The sequence below is a fragment of the Arthrobacter sp. Leaf337 genome (assembly GCF_001423745.1).
Taxonomy (GTDB): Bacteria; Actinomycetota; Actinomycetes; order Actinomycetales; family Micrococcaceae; genus Arthrobacter.
Map to the genome: position 1 here is coordinate 143666 of NZ_LMPC01000028.1, position 18355 is coordinate 162020.

Sequence of the window (18355 nt, forward strand, 5' to 3'; positions counted from 1 at the left end):
GATGAGCACGACCTGGCAGGGGAGCGAACGGAAGAGCCGCACGACCATAAGTCTTACCGACACCGAACCCGAACCAACGGCACCGGATCCGGCAACCATCATCCACGCCGAACCGGCAGCAGCCGAGTCGAAGCCTGAGACGGTGGTGGATCACCGCGAAGCGCCGCTGGTCAGCGGACGCCGCAGCGCAGCAGTGCTGCGTAAGGAAAACGTGAACGACCAGCTACCACCGGCCACCGGCTGGCAGGCCTTCCTGCGCGCAGTCAGCTTCGGCCTGATCAGCCCCAAGGTCGGCGCGGCCGAGTTGGCCCGTCGGGCGGACCTGTCCGCGATCCAGCGTGTCTACTCGCGACCGATGCAGATCATGGTCGCCCAGCCCCTCGGCGGGGTGGGCAAGACGATGTGCAGCGTTGGCCTGGGATCGACGTTCGGTATCCACTCTGGCCAGCAGGCGCTGGTGTGGGACAACAACGAGATGATGGGCACCGCCGGCGTCCGGACCAACGCGAACGACTCCACCCGGACGGTATGGGATCTGTTGAACGTCCTGGAGTCCTTTGAGACGGTCACCGCCCGCAAGGGTGAACTGTCGTACTACACCCGCCATCAGGGCAACAACCAGTTCTCCGTGCTGGTCGCGGACGAGGACGCGGACCGGATGAAATCCATCGGGGCCGACGAGTTCAACCGCATCCACACGGTCGTCAGCCGCTTCTACGACACCATCATCGTGGACACCGGCAACAACACCCGGTCAGCCAACTGGCTTGCCTCCGTCGAGGTCACGGACCAGCTGGTGATCCCGACGACGTTGAAGCGCAACGCGGTCGTCTCCGCGTTGCGGATGATCGAGCAGCTCGAGTCCATGTCCGAACGCACCGGCAACCCGCATTACAAAGACCTGGTAGCTAATGCGGTTGTCCTGGTCACCCAGGGCGGCGGGGCGAAGGTCTCCGCCGCCGAGCAGGCCGAACTCCGGGAGAACCTTGCCTCCGCGGTACGGGTGCTGATCGATATTCCCTACGACGGGGCCTTGGATACCGGCTCCATCATCGACTGGCAGCTCGTCGGAGACCCCGCCCGCCGTGCGTTCGAACGGGCCTCTGCCGAAATCGCCGCCGGACTCCTGGCCGCCGACAACAAGCGCACTACTTCAACCAAGACCATCAACCGATAGGACCATGACCATGTTCAGCACCCTCGCAAGCGAAATCATTATCCGTTCTGCCGTCCCCGCTGCCGAGAACCCCCTGGGCGGGGTCACCCCTGACATCAGCGTGTTCGGCGTGAAGTTCCAGAATGCCATCCAGCTTGTCCTGGGCGGCATCTGGGCTTTGGCACTGATTCTCGTGGCGGCCGCGTTCCTGTGGAACCTGGCCAAGTGGGGCTTTGCCCGGCAGCGCGGACACTCGGACGACATCGAGGAAGGCGCATCGGGTGCGAAGAAGAGCGGTATCGCTTTCGCCGCCGTAGCCGGCGCCAGTGTCATTCTCGGTGGCATCCTCGCATTGACCAGCGCAGCGGGGGCCTAGCCGATGCGGAAGCACTGGAAAGCACTTACGGCGGTAGGTGTGGTGATCCTGGCCGTCGCTGTTGCGGTGATTCTGATCAACCGCCCGGCGCCGGCCAAGGAGCCGGACCCAAGCTCGCTGCAGGCATCCGGGAAGTTCGGGTTTCCCGTCTCCGATATCAAGATCGGCGAGGGCGGAACTAAGAAAGCAAGTGACGGCAAAACCATCACCGGCTACAACGGCACCTGCGATTCCGCTGCCCAGGCCGCCGCCAACTACACACACCTCATTGAGGATGTGAATCTCACGACGTGGGCGCAGCAGAAGAAGACCCTCACTGAGGTATCCAAACCCGGTCCATGGTTCGAAAAGGTCGCCTTTAATGGGGATCTGCTGGCTAACGCAAAGGAACTGCCAACGGGTGCTTTCGACGGCCAGTGGTACTCGCGCGCTGACGTGGTCGCTGGTGGTTTGTACCGGGTCGCCAGCTGCGAAGAAGAGAAGCAGGCGGTTGTGCAGGTATTCACCGGCGGCGTCGTTGCCAGCGTAAACGAGGCACCCAGCAGCTTCTTCCAGACCGTCACGTTTGAGCTGGCCTGGGACGGTGACTGGAAGGTCTCAGACGCCGCAATCGTCCCTGCCGGCCAGGATTTCGGCGGCCGGGTCAAAGACGCCGGGCCCATGAGCGTGGGCACGAACATGGGGGAGGCAGCCACGCCGGTTCTTCGGGACGATTTGGTCAATGCCTTCTTCAAGGACAAGAGCAGGGAGGGGTGGGTCGAGTATGCGAACGCTAAGCGCTAGCAGGACGATCCGCCTCGTCGCAGTTCTGCTGGCCATGTTCCTTGGCTTGGGCGTAGCGTTCGCTGCGCCCGCCCAGGCGGCGGACGACGTGAATACGACTGACAAGCTGAACGCCGACCAGCTAAAGCGCCTCGCCGGGTTGCCGGAGGCCCAGCGCAATCAGATCCGGGACCGGTTGACCCAGGAGCTGGCCAAGACAGCCTGTGGTGACTTTGCCTTCTTCACAGCTATCGGCGGGGACGGCTGCGAAGCAACCTCTGCCAAGGCGTTCGGCTCTTTTCTGGCTACCCCTGAAAAAGCGCTGGACTACGACAGCAAGAACATCGTGCCGTTCTGCGCAGGTCTGTCCGGCGCTGGCGCCCCTGCGACGGCCACCACGTGGTGCGCTCAGGGAGCGGCCTGGAAGAAGTTCGCTCCGATTGGTGGGGCGGTGCTTCGTTCGGCTTTGGCGGTGACACCTGGCGGTCAGGTGGTGTTGGGCACCGTGGATACGGTGGCTTTCATCGCCAACGCGAAAGACGGGTTTGAAAGGTTCGCGAACACTGTCAAGGACGAAGGCGTGACGGCCACGAACGAGGTCCTGAACAACCTGCTAAAGGTCTCCGCGTTCGAGATTGACGATTCATTCCGGACGACCTGGGGGGCGTTCTCGGGTATCGGGATCCTGATCATGGGGCTGATGTATTTCAAGCTCTGGACGGACGTATCGAACGAGGAGATTGACCTGGACTCGGCCCGGCAGTCTTTGCTTTGGTACGGTCCGCTGTCGATGATCCTGGTTTTGTTCGGCCCTGCTCTGGCGTATGTGGTGAACGGGTGGCTTACCGGTATCACGGAGTCCGTCGCTTTCTGGACCTCCAGCCGGGTCACAGATTTCGGGGTCGCGATTTCCCGGTTCGCCTCGTATGAGTCCAGCGGCGCGTTCGGGCCTTTAGCGGCCGTGGTCCTGTTCGGTCTGTTGTTCGTTGCTGCGTGGGCGCTTCTGGGTCTGCTGGCGTTGCAGCCGCTTGCTCTGTACCTGCTGGGCCTTGGCCTGGCTCTCATGATCGGTTTCATGATCCATCCGAAGTACCGGGAGCGCGTGGGCAAGACCGGTGCCCTGTGGCTCGGCATTGCCCTCTCCAAGCCGTTGCTGCTGCTGATGATGGGCGCGGTGTTCAGCTTTATCGCTTCCCGCCCGGCGTTCAGCGGTGAAGGCGTTGACGATGGCATGGTGAACGCCTCATCGGTGTTTATCGCGGGTGCGGGAATGCTCGTCCTGGCGTTCGCCCCCTCGCTGCTGTTCAAGTATGTGCCGATCCTGCCGTCCTCCTCCACCGGCCTGGGCGCTAACCGGCAGTCCATTGCCGGGGCAGCGATGGTCGCTGGTGCCGGGGTGGGTCTCTCTGCTGCCATCAGGCAGCGCAGGACCGCCCAGATCCAGTCCAGGACCTCTCGCACCGGCAGTACCCGTGAGGGCGGCAGCATGGCCCCGCAAACCGCGATGCAGGGAACATCGGGACCGACGGGTGCGGAGCAGGGCCCGGCGGGCCTTGGGGCACAGGGCCGGCGGAGTGCGGCCGGGCGGCTCGCCAACGCCCAGGAGCCCGAGGGTGCACAGGAGACCCGGACGATGGGTGAGCTGCAGAAGGCCGACCGGGCAGGGACCGGCGGTGCGAAAGCGGCTGCGGCCGTGCGGACCGCGTCGGCATCGGTTGGCCGGGGCTCGGTCAAGATCGCCGCCGGGGGCGCGACGGCGTTCCTGCTGGCGGGCCGGGAAACCGCGCGTCAGGCCTCGATCCGGGGCCAGCGCGCCGCGCACTCGATGGCACCGGATACCGACCACATCAGTGGCCGGTAAGAGCAGTACAGGCAGGGGAGTAGGTAGTCATGGGAAGAATGGTTGTTGTCGGCGGCGAGGTCCAGCGCCGTGGCCTGTTCGGTGGAAACCGGACAGCCCCGGAATGGATCGGCCTGTCCGCGGCCATCGGTATAGCGCTCTTGGTGGTGATGGCCGGAGGCAGCCAGGTTGTCAGCCTGATCATCGCCGCCGTCCTGGTCCTGGCCGGGGTCATCCTGACCACGCCCAACAAGTTCTCCGGACACCGTTCCCTGGGTGCCCTCTTCGTGGAGGCACAACACAAGAAGCTGCGGCGCCGGAACAATTCCCTGACTTTCGTCCCGGTCAGCGCCCGGCCCCGGACCCGGATGGTCAAGGCCGGCAAGAAGGACAAGCACCGGGCGGATGAGAAGGGCATGATCGAGATCCCGGTCCACCACAAGGACAATGCGCCGCTGATGGTGGGCACCGTCCGCCATTTCACGGTGACCACCCCGGAAGGGCCGATGGTGGTCTTCCGCCATCAGGGCAAGATCCAAAAGGCCTACTACACGGTCACCATGGAAATCCTCGGCTCGTCCTCGGCCATCCGGGAGGAGCACCGGAAGGAATCCGGGCATGTGGCCCGCGGCCAGTACCTTGCCCGGCTGGCCCGCCGCCAATCCCTGGTGACCCATGTGCAATCCCTGGCCCGGGCCGTGCCGATGGACTCAGCGGATCACTTGCTGTGGGTGAAGAAGCGGGTAGCCAAGAGCGTTCCCCAGATTCTGCTGGAGTCCTACGGGGCGCTTTGCGAAACCGTGCGGTCCCGGTCCGAGCAGCACCGGACCTATGAGACGTTCCGGATCCCCAGCTCCGGGGCCCTGTTCCGCCGCGCGGACGCCCTCGGTGGCGGGGATGAGGGAATCGGGCAGGTGATCTATCAGGAAGTCCGCTCGGCCATGGCCCAGGCCACGATGATGGGTTCGATCCTTGACTTCCGCCCCCTCGGTGCCCGTGCGATGGCTGCGCTGTTGCGCCACCTTCAGGACCCTGATTTCGACATTGACGACTTTGAGGGCGCGGACCTGATGGACTGCTGGCAGCACCTTGATGGCGGTGCCTCGCCGCTGTCTGTGGTCGTTAATAACCACTGGCGCATCCGCACCGGGTATGTGCCGGCGTCGGCGTTCAGCCCCCAGGCCATCCCGGTCGAAGCACTCGAAGCGGTGATCAGCGGCATCCAACCGGCAGTGGTGCATTCGGTGTCCATGGTCATGGAACTTCAGGATGCCCGCAGTGCCCGCTCCAAGGCCCGTACCGACGCGGCGATGGACCGGGCCAAGAAGAAGGCCATTGATAAGTCCGGTGTCGTGACCGACGGTTCGGACGATGTTCTGCTGGACGCCTCCCACCAGCGCCTCCTGGACCTGAAGCCCGGATCCGGGCACCACGGCGCCGCCTACGCGCTGTACATCTCGTTCGCCGTTGAGAACGAGGACGAGATCCTGTCCATCACCGACATCGTTGAGGCCGCCGCCTCCGATGCCGGTATCGAGTTCATTGACTGGATGGACCACCGCAACGACCTTGCCCTGATCACCACCATGCCGTTCACAAGGGGAATCCGATGACCACCACGAACAACGTCAAACGGTTCAGCCTGCCGTGGGCCGTGACCGGCAAATCCCGCCGGACACTCCGGACGCAGGCACGGGCCGCACAGTTGAGGCTGGACGCTGCAGCGGCACAGACCACCTCTGATGGCCTGGACCGGAACCGTCCGGTGTCCTTCTCCGCCGCGAAAAAGGCCGAAAAGAAGGAAACCCAACGACGGGAGCAAGCGGAATCGGACGCCAACGCCGCAACGCGCTGGCACCACGAGCGTCAGTGGAAATTCGCGTCCCGGCTCGGGTTCTATGACCCGGCCGCACCGGGTGTGGAGTCCTCCACCCGGCAAATGGAATTTTCACACATGGCCATCGCGTCCCCTCCGACGTCCCACCGCGGGCTGGTGTTCGGTGTCGATGCCGGGTCCGGGTGGATGATCGTGCACGATCCCTTCACCGCCTACGGGGACACCATTGAGTCCCCGAACGTGTGTTACATCGGTGACCTCGGGCAAGCCAAGTCCTCGGCCATGAAAACCTGGGGCGTCCTGCGCCAGCTGATCCTGGGCCGCCGCGTCGTCGTGATCGATAAGAAGTACCAGACCGACATCGGCGGCGGCGAATACACGCCGCTGGCCCGAAAGCTTGACGTGGCCCCCGTGCAGTTCCGCATCGGCGGCGGCGGATCCCGGATCAACATCCTGGATCCGGACATCGCCGCCCGCCTGAATGAAGAAGCAGGCGACGGTGACCTTTCCACCCCTGCCGGTCAGTCCATGCTCGTCCGCGCCGTCATGGAAGAAGCCCTCCGCCGGCCCATGAGCCCCAAGGAAGGCAAGGCCGTCCGCGTCGCCCACCGCCAGGCCCTCGCCGACGCCAAAGCAGCGGGAGAAATCGCGCACATCGGGCACATCCTCAAAGCCCTCTACGCCCCGGCCCCGGAGGTCGCGGAAGCGGCCGGGCTGACCGTGGACGAGCTGCGCCAGTGGGGCCAGGACCCGGCCTTTGAACTCGAACGCATGATCGAGGACGACCTGGCCGGCCTCATCGACGGACCCACCAGCGAGAACATCCGGCTCAACAGCGGCCTGACCGTCTTCGACGTCTCCCTGCTCCCGGAGGACGGCCCGGCGCTGCCGATCGTCATGACCATCATCAACACCTGGCTCGCGAACACCCTCTACCGGCAGAGCACACCGGTCCCGACAACGCTGCTGATCGAGGAAGCCTGGCACACCGTGCAGGGCTCGGTGGCCACCGTGACCCGGCGCAACACCAAGCTCTCCCGTGCGCTGTCCCTCTCCTGCCAGTTCGCGTTCCACCACATCTCCGACATTCCCGAAGACAGCCCGGCCATCGCCATGCTCAAGGAATGCGGAACCGTCCTGCTCTACAAACAGCAGAAGACCGCGGACGCCCTGGCCTGTGAGCAGATGTTCAACCTCCCGCCGGGATCCGCCGACGTCATCTCCCGGCTGGTCAAAGGAACCTGCCTGTTCAAGATCGGCAGCCACGACCCGTTCGAAGCCATCCATATCCGCAGCCCGCTCGAAATTGAACTGACCGACACCGACAGTGCCATGAAATCCGCCAGCACCATCGCCTTCAACGAAGAACGCACCGAAACGGAGGTACCGGCATGAGCAGCAAGACCTCAACAGACACCGCCATGAAAATCGGTCTGGCCGTGATCGTCGTGGTGCTGGCGGCCCTGGCCTGGGTCTCGGCGTTCCTTGGCGAGATGCTGACGCCCACTCGGATGCCGTGGACGGACTTCGCCGCTCTCTGGGCCACGATCAAGGCCGGTCAGTTCATCTGGCCGGGCGCGTCCACCTGGATCCTGATCGTCCTGTCCGTGCTGGCCATCGTTGGTGCCGGGGCCCTCAGCGCACTGTTCGGGTCCACGAAAACCCGCGAGGACGGGCTGCCACGCTACAAGGACCTGGAAAAGCGGATGGGCAAAACTGCTGCCCTGGCCAAGGCCAGGCAATCCCTGGAGCTGCCCGCAGAGGCCACCGAGGACGAAATGATTGTGGCGCTGTGCAAGCTCGACGGTCAGACCCTCTACGTTCAGCATGAGGATTCCATGTGGGTGTTCGCCCCGCAGCGCTCCGGTAAAACACTGTTCCTGGCCGTGGGTATCGTCCTGGACGCACCAGGTGCTGTGATCGCCACGTCCACCAAGAATGACCTGCTGATGCTCACCGCAGTAGCCCGGCAGCGCAAAGGGGAAGTGTCCGTGTTTGACCTTCAGGACATATCAGGCTGGGAGAACAAAGTGCGGTGGAACGTCATCGACGGGTGCGAAGATCCGGACGAAGCCCTGGCCCGTGGGAAGGCCTGGGCCGGTGCCCAGCCCATGGGGGACGTGAAAAACGGGGACTTCTTCAACTCCAAGGCAGCCGCCGTCCTCGGCCGGTTCCTGCACGCTGCCGCCCTGGGCGGGAAAGGTATCGAGGACGTGGTGAAGTGGACGAACGACTTCTCGAATGCTGAACCGCTGGACATTCTCACCCAGCACAAGGCCCCGGCCGCCTTCACCACGCGGCTGCGGGCGCTGACGGAATCCCGGGCAGGGGAAACGGTTGACTCCATTCAGGAGACCCTGGCCGGTCTGCTCGAACCGCTGTCCTCGCCCAAGGCGATGCACATTCTCAGCCCTGCCAAGAGCGAGGGGTTCGATATGGAGAAGTTCCTGGACAAGCCGAACACCATGTACCTGCTAACCGACGGTGAGCGGTCACCGGTGGCACCGCTGGTGGCCATGTTCGCTGACTTCATGTTCCGCAAAGCCCAACGCATCTCCCAGAACCTGCCCGGGGGCCGGTTATGGCCGGTGCTGACGATGGTCCTGGATGAAGCCCCGAACGTTGCAGCGATCCCGGACATGGCCGGCGCACTCTCGGACTCCGGCGGCCGCGGGATCCGCATCATCGGGTTCAGCCAGTCATTCGCGCAGAACCGCCAAAGATGGGGCTCTGAAGCTGCCACGGCGATCCGCGGCACATCGTCCATCCGGTTGTTCCTGCCGGGCCTGGAAGAACTCGACGAACTCGACAAGATCGCCCGCGCAGCAGGGACCACCCGCAAGCAGCGCGTTTCCACCTCCCAAGGACGGAACGGGTCCTCCCGCACGATCAGCGAAGAAGAACGGCCCGTGATCCGCGGCAGCGAGATCCAGCAACTGCCGGTGGGGGAAGCATTCATGCACTACAGCAACGTCGCCCCGGCCAGGGTAACCCTCACACCATGGTGGGACCGTCCTGACTCCGCACAGATCACCGAAGACAAAGCAGCGGCCCAACAGCTCAAAGACAAAACTGCCGCCCACCCCCGCACCGAGGCATCCATCGTATGAGCGAGAACCAGGCAACCGGGCTGGCCGGCATCGAAGAGGTCCTGGTCGAACACGACGAACGACTGGCGGACCTCGGCGAATCGGTAGACTCCATGGCGGCCGCGGTGAAGAACCTCCTGGCGTCGCCCCCCGCGGCCACGCCAGCGCCGTGGAACTGGCAGGAGCTCAACGGCGAACAGTCCGTGAAACTCATGGAGGCCCTCAACGAATGGGTCACCTGGATCAACGAACGCTACGGCGTTACGGACAGCTTCCGGATCTACGGCTGCTGGTACCGGCACACCGCAGTCGTTGAAGAACTCACCGCCGCGTGGATCGCCTGGAAGGCCGCCTACTACGGCCACAAGGACCCCACCAACGATCCCGCGTCGTGGCACGACGGCACGTTCTGGCCCATGATGAAACGGATACGGACCGAAACCTGGGGACTGAGCAACTGCCACACCGAACACGCCGATCCCCGGCCATCGTTCAGGGAATCCACGGATCCCCACTTCACGGATTTCCTGGCCGAGTTGGGAGCCAAGACTGGCCCCGTCCCACCCGGAGACGACGAAACCTCGTTGTGAGGTCCAGAGGGCGTCCTAACAGGAAAGGAGTGCTCTTGCCAGCATGCACGGCGCCGCTGTTTTATCCCCGAGAACGTGCAGTGGTTTAAGGGTGGACTGCACCCCTTGCCGGGCGGCCACCGAAATGTGCCACAGCCTGTGACGCAATTGAGGATCGGTGGGGTAAATGCATGACGTCTTCAGAAATCGACCTGCCCGCAGATTATGTGGAATTGCCGGAGGCAGTGAGGGTACGCGTCGTCACGGACGCCAGGACCCAGGCGCAACCCGTCCAGAGCGCGGCGGGAACCGATCCAGTCCATACCTGAGCGTGACTGAACAACCCGCTCAGCCCGGACGACACTCCGGCGACCTGGCGAGGAGGGGGTTTCCTAGTGGCCAGTGGAGTGTGGATGTCTGGCTAGATTCCGGCCTCAGACCAATATGATCGAACGCATGACTGACGCCCGTGACCTCGTCCTTCCCAGCGGCTACACCGACCTCCTCGGCGACCTCAAGAACCGGGTCCGGGCAGCCCGCACTCGGGCGATACGGACCGTCAACACCCAACTCATTGAGCTCTACTGGTCCATCGGCAAAACCATCCTGGAACGCCAGGACATCGAAGGGTGGGGGAGCGGTGTCATGGGTCGGCTGGCTGATGACCTCCGAGCAGAATTCCCGGATATGAAGGGCCTTTCCCGCCGCAACCTCTTCTACATGCGAGGATTCGCGGCAGCCTGGGCGGAATCAATTGTGCAACAGCCTGTTGCACAATTGCCTTGGGGACATATCACCGTCCTGTTGGACAAAACGGAGACCCCAGAGCAACGGGCCTGGTACGCGTCTGCAGCAGTGGAGTACGGATGGTCCCGAAACGTGCTCCTGAACATGATGATGAACAAGTCCATGGAACGGACCGGGGCGGCGCCCTCGAACTTTATGCAACAGCTTGTTGCACCGGATTCCGAACTCGCCCAACAGTTGGCCAAGGATCCCTACAACTTCGAATTCCTTGGCCTTTCCGGCGAAGTAGCAGAACGCGATCTCGAAAACGCTTTGACGAGCAGGATCACCGAAACCCTGCGGGAACTGGGTCCTGGCTTCGCCTTCGTCGGGCGTCAGGTCCACTTTGACGTCGACGGGGACGACTTCTACGTTGACATGCTATTTTTCAACATTGACCAGTCGAGATACGTGGTCATCGAACTGAAAACTGGCAAATTCCAGCCCGAATACGCCGGGAAGCTTAACTTCTACGTCGCCCTCGTCGACGACGTCCTGCGCCGGGACCACCACAACGAAACCATCGGCATCCTCATCTGCGGGACCAAGAATGACCGCAGTGTCCGGTACAGCCTCGGCCGCTCCACATCACCCATGGCCGTCGCCGCCTACACCTACGACAAACTGCCCCCGGCAGAGCAGCAGGTGCTCCCTGACGAAGGACACATTGTGGCAGCCCTGGAATGGGCAGAACCTGAAACAATCGCCGGTGAAGCCTAGAGCCACTCACAGTAAGGCCATAGAACCGACCTCGGTGTAGGCAAACAAGTGGTCCGCGGTCACGATCTCATGACTCTGCTGGGCGTCGTGACCGTTATGGCGTGGTGTCCTTCCGGCGGCCGGCCCGAGTGACACGATGGTCCCCAAGGGAGGACAGACGGCCGGGGGCTCCATGAATTCGCACGGTACCTGACGGGCTGGATACGTCCGCCTTAGCCCTGACCCTGACTCTTATCGGCACCCTGGGCGTCGCCTTGTCGATGTTCGTCGGTCAGGTCATTTCCTGCACTGTCTTGCTGGGCCTGGCAGCGGCAGCACAGCTGGTGAGCTGGGCTGTCCGGGCCTAAGGTTTGCGGTCAGGATGGCATTCTCGAACAATTCCATGGCCACGGGACGGCCCCGGACTTTAAACGCTGAGCTCAGGGATTACTCAGGTTTGGGCAGGCATAATGGACCGGAGCTTCGGTCAACCGCTATTTGACCGGAGCTTCGCCAATTGTGGGCGTCCGGGTTGCACCCGGTCCGTCATTGGCCATGATCCTTGAGGCAGCGGGATCGCGGACGTGTCGTCCGCGCAGAACCACGGAACTTATCCGAATGTGGACCGCAAGAAGCCGGACGCTTGACTTGCCGTAGGTGCCGGCCAATTGTCCAAAGGACTCTGGACAATTGGTGAGGGTGCTCTGGCAGGTCCGGGCGGTCACCATCGCATCACTTCGAGCACATCGAATACGGTGCGCAGAAGCGCAAGGACCAGGCTCGCTGCTGCGATCCACAGTCCCGCGATCTGGACCCGCGTGGCCTTGCCGCTGCCTTGTTCATTCACCCTGGACCACCTGTTTCCTTCGACTGGGTGACCATCGTAGGGTCGAGGCGCCGACACTTCGGGCCGGCAGTAACGGCCTCGCCGACGTCTGCGCACAGCCTGTCCACAGTTGCTTCCGCACTGCATAAGGGGCTGTGAAGAACTACCTTCCCGTTGTCCACCGGGTAATCGCCGGCGTGTCCCTTCGTTCGGGAGTGTCGTCCGGGATCTCACTCCAGCTCACCGGAGACGACCTCAGCGTGTCCCGCGACCGTCGTCGTCCCTAATAGTACTATTAGGGACATGAACGGATATGAAGAGTGGACGCCACGGCCAACCCCGTGGTCACCGCCTCCGAGCGGTGCACCGACGCGGCCGAACCGCGCCTCGCGCCGGACCAAGACCGGTTTCTACCAGAAGGATGAGGACGCTGACCGGATGCGTGGCGCCTATCTGAACACCACGCATGTCACCGGGTTCAGCAACCTGAGCGAGTTCATCCAGTCTGCCGTCAACGAGAAGGTCACCGGCCTTGAACGTGCCCACAACAACGGTGAGCCGTGGGAGCCCGTCCGGCCAGGAGTCATTCCGCAAGGTAAGCCCCGGACAGTCCGGCCGGCAGCAGCGCCGGCGGCCGCCCCCATCGTCAGAGAGGAAATCCCCATGCCCGAGAAGCCCATTCAGGACCTTGTGGACGTCATCGAGAAAATTCGCGGTGATCTCAAGGAACCCGAGGTGTTCTACAGCGAAGACGGCAAGAAGGCCCTGGTAATGACCCACAACCACCGGGACGATGTCGACGACCTCCGCGCGTACGTCTACCACGCCGAGTGGCGGCCCATTGATGCCTACATGTACAAGTCCGTGAACTGGGAACAGCAGGACGACATCGAGCTTCCCAGCCAGGCTGCCAAGGACAACTGACAGCCGCCGGGGGCGACGCCCAGGCCTTTTTGGCGGCGCCACCCCCAAATGGAACTCCGATAACCGGGCCATGTGTTCGGCGGCCAGTTGAGGGAATGCATCGGTAGTGTCAGGGTTGAATCTGAGACCTACTCTAGCCATTGTCAGAAGGTCAGAATCGGGCTCTATTCTGACGCCGTTGAGGCGCCAGCCTGACGTCAGGTTGGGGTGTAGTCAGGCTGTCACTTTCAGAAGTCATCTGCACGGCATGTCAGAAGTCGTCTGCACAAGGAATCTGTTTGCTAAACGGCCCGCGGTGGACCTGATTCAAACCCGCCACAGCGGACCTGGATGAGACCTACTGGCGCATAAGTCTCGTTCCGTGCTCCGCGATGGACACAGAGCGCATCTGGTGGGGGCCCGAGGGCAGACTTAACTGGATGACCGGCGCCTTCGATGTCCTCTTCAGTCCGCCGTTACGAGAGGCAAGGCATCGAGTCGTTAGCCGTGCGATGCCCTGTACGCGGCCGCGGCCGCGGGGTGCAGTGGCAGTCCCGCTGTGTTGATGAGTGATTCCGGGCTCAGGAACTGAACTCCCAGGCTGGATCGCGGTATGAGTTCCTGGGCATGGCCAACCAGTAGTTCGACGGTCCTCCTCACGGTGCTGGCATCCAGATCGTTCCGGCACAGGAGCAGATTTGCCACGCCGACCGTCCACACAGCCGGAATGCCTTCATAGCTGCCCTCGGGAATCAGCACACGATCGTAGAAAGCGCCGTAACGTGTCCGCGCCGCAGGGATCAGCGTGGAGAGGTCGAGGAATCCGAGCCCGACTTCTTTGTTGGTGGCCGTGATGGCGGCGGTGGGCACCCCCCCCGACCAGAACAACGCATCCACTGAGCCGCCCCGCAGTGCAGCAAGTCCATCGTTGAGCCCGAGGTTTATCACAGTGATCGTCTTGTCGGTGGTGTCGGCACCGGCAGGGGAGGCGCTTAGCCCGGCTGCCTCGATGAGGCGGGCAGCGGTCAGCGAAGTCCCCGACCCGGGTCCGCCGACGGCCACGTTCCTGCCAGCAAGCCCGGTGACGTCCCGGATGCCGCTGTTCTTCCGGACGACGCAGTGGACGTAGTTTTCATACACCTTTCCCAGGGCGGCAATTTCACCATCTGACGTGTTTTTCGCTGCCGACTGCCGGGCCGCTGAGTCTGCCAGTGCGACGGCGAAGGTGGCCTTGCCCGTCAGAAGATGCTGCAGGTTGTCCAGGCTCCCTCCCGTGGTCAGTGCCACGGCATTGTCCGCCACTCCATGACGCTGAAGGGACTCTGCAAGCAGCGTTGAGAACTCAAGGTAGAAGCCACCCGGCTCACCCCCCGCCACGGTGACCGTACTCGGGCGGTTCTCGGAAGTGCATGCGCTGAGAGCCGGCACCAGTACGCTGGCCAGGCCAGCGGCCAGTCCGGCCCTGAGGGCGGCCCGTCGGGGAGGAAGCCACCGGGCGGTGATCACGTCAGCCATGGGAGTGTTCCTGGCCGGGTGGGGTCACCGGGGAGGGAAACTCGAGTCCTGCAATCAGGCCGTGGGGTGCCCGTTCGGCCAGCAGCAGGCGGCCTCCATTGGCTCCCGCAAGCTTGTCCACGATGGTCATGCCCAGGCCGTTGCCGCGGATATCCCGGTTCCGCGGTGACCGCCAGAACCTGGTGGTGGCCGCGGCCCTTTCCTCCGCCGTAAGTCCGGGCCCGTCGTCGGACACCTCGATTATCGCCGCTCCCGACTGCGCGCGGACGCCAACGGAAATACGGGCGCCGGGGGCGTACTTGATCGCGTTGTTGAGAAGTTCCCCCACCATCTGGGCGAGTTCGGCGGCGTTGCAGGCCAGTATGAGTGGCGGATCGGGTGGACCCTCGAGCAGGATTGAGGCTCCGGCGCGCTCCGCGGCTGGCCCTGCCCGTTCGACCTCTTCCTGCAGAACAGGGTAGGGGTCGATGAGTGCCCTGTTCCCGCAGGACCCGGGGCCAAGTGCGCCGCGGGCAGAATCCTCGAAGGCCCTGTGCTCGGCCGACGCCAGCTTCAGGACCCCGTCCAGGATCTCCTCCACCCGTTCGAGCTCAGCCAAAACCCCCGCCGCCGCGGTGTGTTCCCTGTCAGTCTGGAGTTCCAGCTGCAGCAAATCGATCCTCAGCCGCAGGGCGCCGATGGGATTGCGCAACTGGTGGGACGTGTCCGCTATGAGCTGGCGTTGGGAATCAATGCTTTCGCTGACCGTCCGCGCCATGGTGGTGAAGGAACGGCTCAATTGCCTCAGTTCCGGCGGGCCGTCCTCCGGAAGATGGCTCGTCCGCCCCGTTGCTTCAAGTTCGGTCACCGCCGAATTCAGGCGATGGACAGGCCGCAGCACCCAGCGGGTCACGCGTGCCGCGGCCAGGAGGAGCACCGCCCCAAGGGCGGACGCCGCAAGTCCAACGACGAGCCACCGCTCCCGCAGTTTCTGCCGGGCCGGCTCGGTGTTGACTTCGAGGACGGCCTCGCCAAGGACCTGGCTCGCGCTCCCGAAGGACCTTGAGATTACTTCAGGGCCGGTTCCGAACGGTTGCAGCGGGGTGAGCGTGGTGTCGCTGAGGTTGAGGTTCGCCCTGGCCACTGCATCCCGGACGTCGGCCCGGTCCTCGCTCAGGCCGCCGGAACGCAAGGTGCCCTGCTGGAGCCGGATCAGGACCCCCTCCCCGTACAGCTCGGAGTACCTGTCCATCTCTCGCTGGAGCTGGGTGGAGTCGCCGTCCAGCGCCGCGTCATAGGCCACCTGGGCGAACCGGTTCAGCGCTGCCACCCGGTTGATCTGGAGCTCCTGGGTGAGCTCCCGGCTGGCGGACGTCAGCATGGCGTTGGAGACGAAGATGACCATGAGTACTGACAGAAGGCTGAGGATGCCCAGGACACGCAGTTTCACGCGGGATCTGCCTCGATCCGGTAGCCGACACCGCGGACGTTGATGATGAAGCCGGGCAGTTGCAGTTTTGCCCTTAGGGCGGTCAGGTGCACATCCAGGGACCGTGATGATGCCAGGAAGGCGTCACCCCACAAAGCGTCGAGGATCTGTTCCCGGGTGACCACGGAACCTGCATGACGAGCCAGCAGCGCGAGGAGATCGAACTCGGTGGCTGTCAGGGGCAGCACGCGTGATCCGAGTGCCGCCACGCGCCGCTCGACGTCGACCTCCAGGTCTCCGAGCACGATGCTTTGCTGCACCTTCCCGCCGGAACGGCCCGCGCGCCGGGTGACAGCTTCGATGCGGGCAAGCAGTTCAACGAGTTTTACCGGCTTGACGAGGTAGTCATCAGCCCCGGACCGCAGCCCCAGCACCACGCTCCGCTCATCGTCGCGGGCGGTGAGGATCAGGATGGGACAGGGCGTGACCTGGCGGAGTTTGCGCAACACCTCGAGGCCGTCCATATCAGGAAGCCCCAGGTCCAGGAGGATCACCTCGAACTTCCGGTGGGCCAGCAGGGCATCAGCTCCTCGGGACACCCTGGTTGCCTGGTGGCCCGCGGAGACGACAGCTGCGTCAAGAGCGGCCGCCATGGCGTCGTCGTCCTCGACGATGAGCACTTCCATGGTCTGGTCCCTTTATCGCTGGTCGGGCGTCCGCATCTGCTGCCCGCTTTGGAGATTACCCTTTCTCCCACTTTTTTGCCCTGCGCCGGTGTTGTCCCGCGGGATGGGCAGGAAGGGAAAACCTAAGGAAGTGTTAGGAAACCCCCGTCCACGTTGGTTGTGCCCTGCATCACCAATAGTTTTGATCGGGTCCTCTGTTGTTCAGGGGGACTCTCAACGTCGAGGAGGAACCATGAGCAAAGATGCCATGGACAGCAAGCATGTATGTCAGGAACTGCCGCCGGTTGCGGCGTCGTCAAGGAAGGTTCAATGATGAGCACCCAGCAAGCCGTGACCCAGAATGAGGCAGCACAGACCCGCCGGGCCGTGAGCAACATCCTCAAGGGCTCCGCAGGCAACCTCGTGGAGTGGTACGACCTCTACGTCTACACAGTCTTCGCAGCCTACTTCCAGTCCCACTTCTTCAACTCCAAGGACGAGCTGCAGGCCGGCCTCGAAGCGATGGCCGTCTTCTCGACGTCGTTCCTCATGCGGCCCGTTGGCAGCTGGTTCTTCGGCCGCTATGCCGACCGCAACGGCCGCAAGGCGGCCCTGACCCTCAGTGTGACCATGATGTCGGCCGGCTCATTCGCCATCGCGATCCTGCCCACCACCCAGCAGATCGGCGTCTGGGCACTGCTGCTGCTCATCCTCGTGCGCCTTGTCCAGGGCTTCTCCGTGGGCGGCGAATACGGCACCAGCGCCACGTACATGTCCGAGGCCGCCACCTCCAAGCGCCGCGGCTTCTTCTCCAGCTTCCAGTACGTCACCCTGATCGGCGGACAGATGCTGGCCCTGCTGATCCTCGTCATCCTGCAGAACACCATGGGCAAGGACGTACTGACGGAGTGGGGCTGGCGCATTCCGTTCGCCATCGGCGGCGTCGCCGCGCTTGTGGTCCTGTGGCTGCGGCGCTCCATGGAAGAGACTGTCTCCGAGGAACAGGTTCTTGCGGCCAAGGCCCCGGTTGTGGCCGGCGAAGCCCGGCCCGGCACCATGAAGCTGCTGTTCACCCAGCACTGGAAGCCCCTGCTGACCTGCATCGGTGTGACCCTCGGCGGCACCGTTGCGTTCTACACGTACACCAACTTCATCCTGAAGTTCATGAACGATACGTCTGGCATCGCCAAGACCGACACCTCCGTCATCAACTTCTGGGCCCTGCTCATCTTCATGCTCCTGCAGCCCGTCTACGGCATGATCTCCGACAAGGTGGGCCGCAAGCCGCTGCTTCTCTGGTTCGGTTTCGGTGGCCTGCTGTTTACCTGGCCGCTGCTCTCCACCCTGGCCGGCACCAAGGATCCGTTCACCGCGTTCCTGCTCATGATGGGCGGCCTGCTGATCGTCGGGGGCTACACCTCCATCAACGCCCTGGTGAAGGCCGAGCTGTTCCCCGCGTCGATCCGCGCCCTCGGCGTCGGCCTGGGTTACGCCATCGCCAACTCGCTCTTCGGCGGGACCGTCCCGCTGATCGGTGCGGCGCTGCAGAAGGCCGGCCAGGTGGACCTGTTCTTCACCTACGTCACCGTGGCAATCGGACTCTCCCTGCTGGTCTACATCTTCGCCCTGAAGAACAAGAAGTCCACGCACCTGGACCGCGAGCAGGGCGACGCCTGGTCCCGGTCAGCTGTTGCCGAGGATGCAGGCCGCACGGACGACGACGAGGACCTCGTGGGCGCCTCGCGGCGCTAAGTCAGCCAGCCGTTTCGATGGTTCCCTGCACACTCGAAGCCCGCAGTCGGCCCGCGGCACTGTGGCGAACCAACTAATGAGTGATAGCTGACAGCAATAACTTGATTAGAAATTCATCTATTGTGCAATAACTGAGCCGTACATACTCTGGAAATGTGCCGTTCATCACTCG

General features: G+C 63.5%; 17 protein-coding genes. 13 read left to right on the top strand and 4 right to left on the bottom strand.

Annotated elements, in window-relative coordinates; all coding sequences use genetic code 11:
- The first annotated feature begins 1 nt into the window (after position 1).
- The 10 genes from ASF98_RS19455 (at position 2) to ASF98_RS19495 (ending at position 11135) form a co-directional block, all read left to right on the top strand.
- Positions 2-1177, top strand: a complete 1176-nt coding sequence (locus ASF98_RS19455; RefSeq protein WP_055805486.1) for a MinD/ParA family ATP-binding protein — start codon at positions 2-4, stop codon at positions 1175-1177.
- Positions 1178-1187: 10 nt separating this feature from the next.
- Positions 1188-1532, top strand: a complete 345-nt coding sequence (locus ASF98_RS19460) for a hypothetical protein (protein WP_055805489.1) — start codon at positions 1188-1190, stop codon at positions 1530-1532.
- Between the two features lie 39 nt (positions 1533-1571).
- Complete coding sequence (locus ASF98_RS19465; protein ID WP_235506086.1) at positions 1572-2315, top strand: hypothetical protein; 744 nt, start codon at positions 1572-1574, stop codon at positions 2313-2315.
- Positions 2296-4155, top strand: a complete 1860-nt coding sequence (locus tag ASF98_RS19470; protein ID WP_235506087.1) for a hypothetical protein — start codon at positions 2296-2298, stop codon at positions 4153-4155. Before ASF98_RS19465 ends, ASF98_RS19470 begins: the two co-directional genes overlap by 20 nt.
- 29 nt (positions 4156-4184) lie before the next feature.
- On the top strand, positions 4185-5747 hold the full coding sequence (locus tag ASF98_RS19475) for a hypothetical protein (RefSeq protein WP_055805495.1): 1563 nt from the start codon (positions 4185-4187) through the stop codon (positions 5745-5747).
- On the top strand, positions 5744-7366 hold the full coding sequence (locus tag ASF98_RS19480; RefSeq protein WP_055805498.1) for an ATP/GTP-binding protein: 1623 nt from the start codon (positions 5744-5746) through the stop codon (positions 7364-7366). Before ASF98_RS19475 ends, ASF98_RS19480 begins: the two co-directional genes overlap by 4 nt.
- Positions 7363-9081: a type IV secretory system conjugative DNA transfer family protein gene (locus ASF98_RS19485; protein WP_055805500.1), complete on the top strand. Its 1719-nt coding sequence runs from the start codon at positions 7363-7365 to the stop codon at positions 9079-9081. The genes ASF98_RS19480 and ASF98_RS19485 overlap by 4 nt, the downstream gene beginning before the upstream one ends.
- A complete protein-coding gene (locus ASF98_RS19490) occupies positions 9078-9650 on the top strand; it encodes a DUF4913 domain-containing protein (protein WP_055805503.1) in 573 nt (190 codons plus the stop codon). Before ASF98_RS19485 ends, ASF98_RS19490 begins: the two co-directional genes overlap by 4 nt.
- A 170-nt stretch (positions 9651-9820) precedes the next feature.
- Positions 9821-9958: a hypothetical protein gene (locus ASF98_RS24305; protein WP_156372479.1), complete on the top strand. Its 138-nt coding sequence runs from the start codon at positions 9821-9823 to the stop codon at positions 9956-9958.
- 127 nt (positions 9959-10085) lie between these two features.
- The gene (locus ASF98_RS19495; protein ID WP_055805648.1) at positions 10086-11135 is read left to right on the top strand and encodes a PDDEXK nuclease domain-containing protein; all 1050 of its coding nucleotides are present in this window, start codon (positions 10086-10088) and stop codon (positions 11133-11135) included.
- A 700-nt stretch (positions 11136-11835) separates the two neighbouring features.
- Here the strand turns inward: ASF98_RS19495 and ASF98_RS25045 are convergent.
- Positions 11836-11961, bottom strand: a complete 126-nt coding sequence (locus ASF98_RS25045; RefSeq protein ID WP_268760436.1) for a hypothetical protein — start codon at positions 11959-11961, stop codon at positions 11836-11838.
- Positions 11962-12095: 134 nt separating this feature from the next.
- Here ASF98_RS25045 and ASF98_RS25050 point away from each other — a divergent pair, with 134 nt between their 5' ends.
- Together ASF98_RS25050 and ASF98_RS19500 are read left to right on the top strand one after the other, a co-directional pair.
- Entirely contained in the window at positions 12096-12227 is a 132-nt protein-coding gene (locus ASF98_RS25050) for a hypothetical protein (protein ID WP_268760437.1), read from the top strand.
- Positions 12228-12243: 16 nt separating this feature from the next.
- Complete coding sequence (locus tag ASF98_RS19500) at positions 12244-12864, top strand: ParB family protein (RefSeq protein WP_156372480.1); 621 nt, start codon at positions 12244-12246, stop codon at positions 12862-12864.
- Between the two features lie 480 nt (positions 12865-13344).
- Here the strand turns inward: ASF98_RS19500 and ASF98_RS19505 are convergent, their stop codons facing one another.
- From ASF98_RS19505 to ASF98_RS19515, 3 genes are read right to left on the bottom strand one after another with little or no spacing between them, the layout of a single operon-like run.
- The gene (locus ASF98_RS19505) at positions 13345-14358 is read right to left on the bottom strand and encodes a TAXI family TRAP transporter solute-binding subunit (RefSeq protein ID WP_055805509.1); all 1014 of its coding nucleotides are present in this window, start codon (positions 14356-14358) and stop codon (positions 13345-13347) included.
- Entirely contained in the window at positions 14351-15787 is a 1437-nt protein-coding gene (locus tag ASF98_RS19510; protein ID WP_055805512.1) for a HAMP domain-containing sensor histidine kinase, read from the bottom strand. Before ASF98_RS19510 ends, ASF98_RS19505 begins: the two co-directional genes overlap by 8 nt.
- Complete coding sequence (locus ASF98_RS19515; protein WP_055805515.1) at positions 15784-16452, bottom strand: response regulator transcription factor; 669 nt, start codon at positions 16450-16452, stop codon at positions 15784-15786. The genes ASF98_RS19510 and ASF98_RS19515 overlap by 4 nt, the downstream gene beginning before the upstream one ends.
- A 312-nt stretch (positions 16453-16764) precedes the next feature.
- Between ASF98_RS19515 and ASF98_RS19520 the strand changes: the two genes are divergently transcribed.
- Positions 16765-18183, top strand: coding sequence for an MFS transporter (locus tag ASF98_RS19520; protein ID WP_055805652.1), 1419 nt, complete (start codon positions 16765-16767; stop codon positions 18181-18183).
- Positions 18184-18355: the final 172 nt, after the last annotated feature.

Bases quoted from the DNA above. Each gene is read 5' to 3' on its own strand.
- ASF98_RS19455 (WP_055805486.1), top strand. From the start codon at position 2: ATGAGCACGACCTGGCAGGGGAGCGAACGGAAGAGCCGCACGACCATA.
- ASF98_RS19460 (WP_055805489.1), top strand. From the start codon at position 1,188: ATGTTCAGCACCCTCGCAAGCGAAATCATTATCCGTTCTGCCGTCCCC.
- ASF98_RS19470 (WP_235506087.1), top strand. From the start codon at position 2,296: ATGCGAACGCTAAGCGCTAGCAGGACGATCCGCCTCGTCGCAGTTCTG.
- ASF98_RS19475 (WP_055805495.1), top strand. From the start codon at position 4,185: ATGGGAAGAATGGTTGTTGTCGGCGGCGAGGTCCAGCGCCGTGGCCTG.
- ASF98_RS19480 (WP_055805498.1), top strand. From the start codon at position 5,744: ATGACCACCACGAACAACGTCAAACGGTTCAGCCTGCCGTGGGCCGTG.
- ASF98_RS19485 (WP_055805500.1), top strand. From the start codon at position 7,363: ATGAGCAGCAAGACCTCAACAGACACCGCCATGAAAATCGGTCTGGCC.
- ASF98_RS19490 (WP_055805503.1), top strand. From the start codon at position 9,078: ATGAGCGAGAACCAGGCAACCGGGCTGGCCGGCATCGAAGAGGTCCTG.
- ASF98_RS24305 (WP_156372479.1), top strand. From the start codon at position 9,821: ATGACGTCTTCAGAAATCGACCTGCCCGCAGATTATGTGGAATTGCCG.
- ASF98_RS19495 (WP_055805648.1), top strand. From the start codon at position 10,086: ATGACTGACGCCCGTGACCTCGTCCTTCCCAGCGGCTACACCGACCTC.
- ASF98_RS19500 (WP_156372480.1), top strand. From the start codon at position 12,244: ATGAACGGATATGAAGAGTGGACGCCACGGCCAACCCCGTGGTCACCG.
- ASF98_RS19505 (WP_055805509.1), bottom strand. From the start codon at position 14,358: ATGGCTGACGTGATCACCGCCCGGTGGCTTCCTCCCCGACGGGCCGCC.
- ASF98_RS19515 (WP_055805515.1), bottom strand. From the start codon at position 16,452: ATGGAAGTGCTCATCGTCGAGGACGACGACGCCATGGCGGCCGCTCTT.
- ASF98_RS19520 (WP_055805652.1), top strand. From the start codon at position 16,765: ATGAGCACCCAGCAAGCCGTGACCCAGAATGAGGCAGCACAGACCCGC.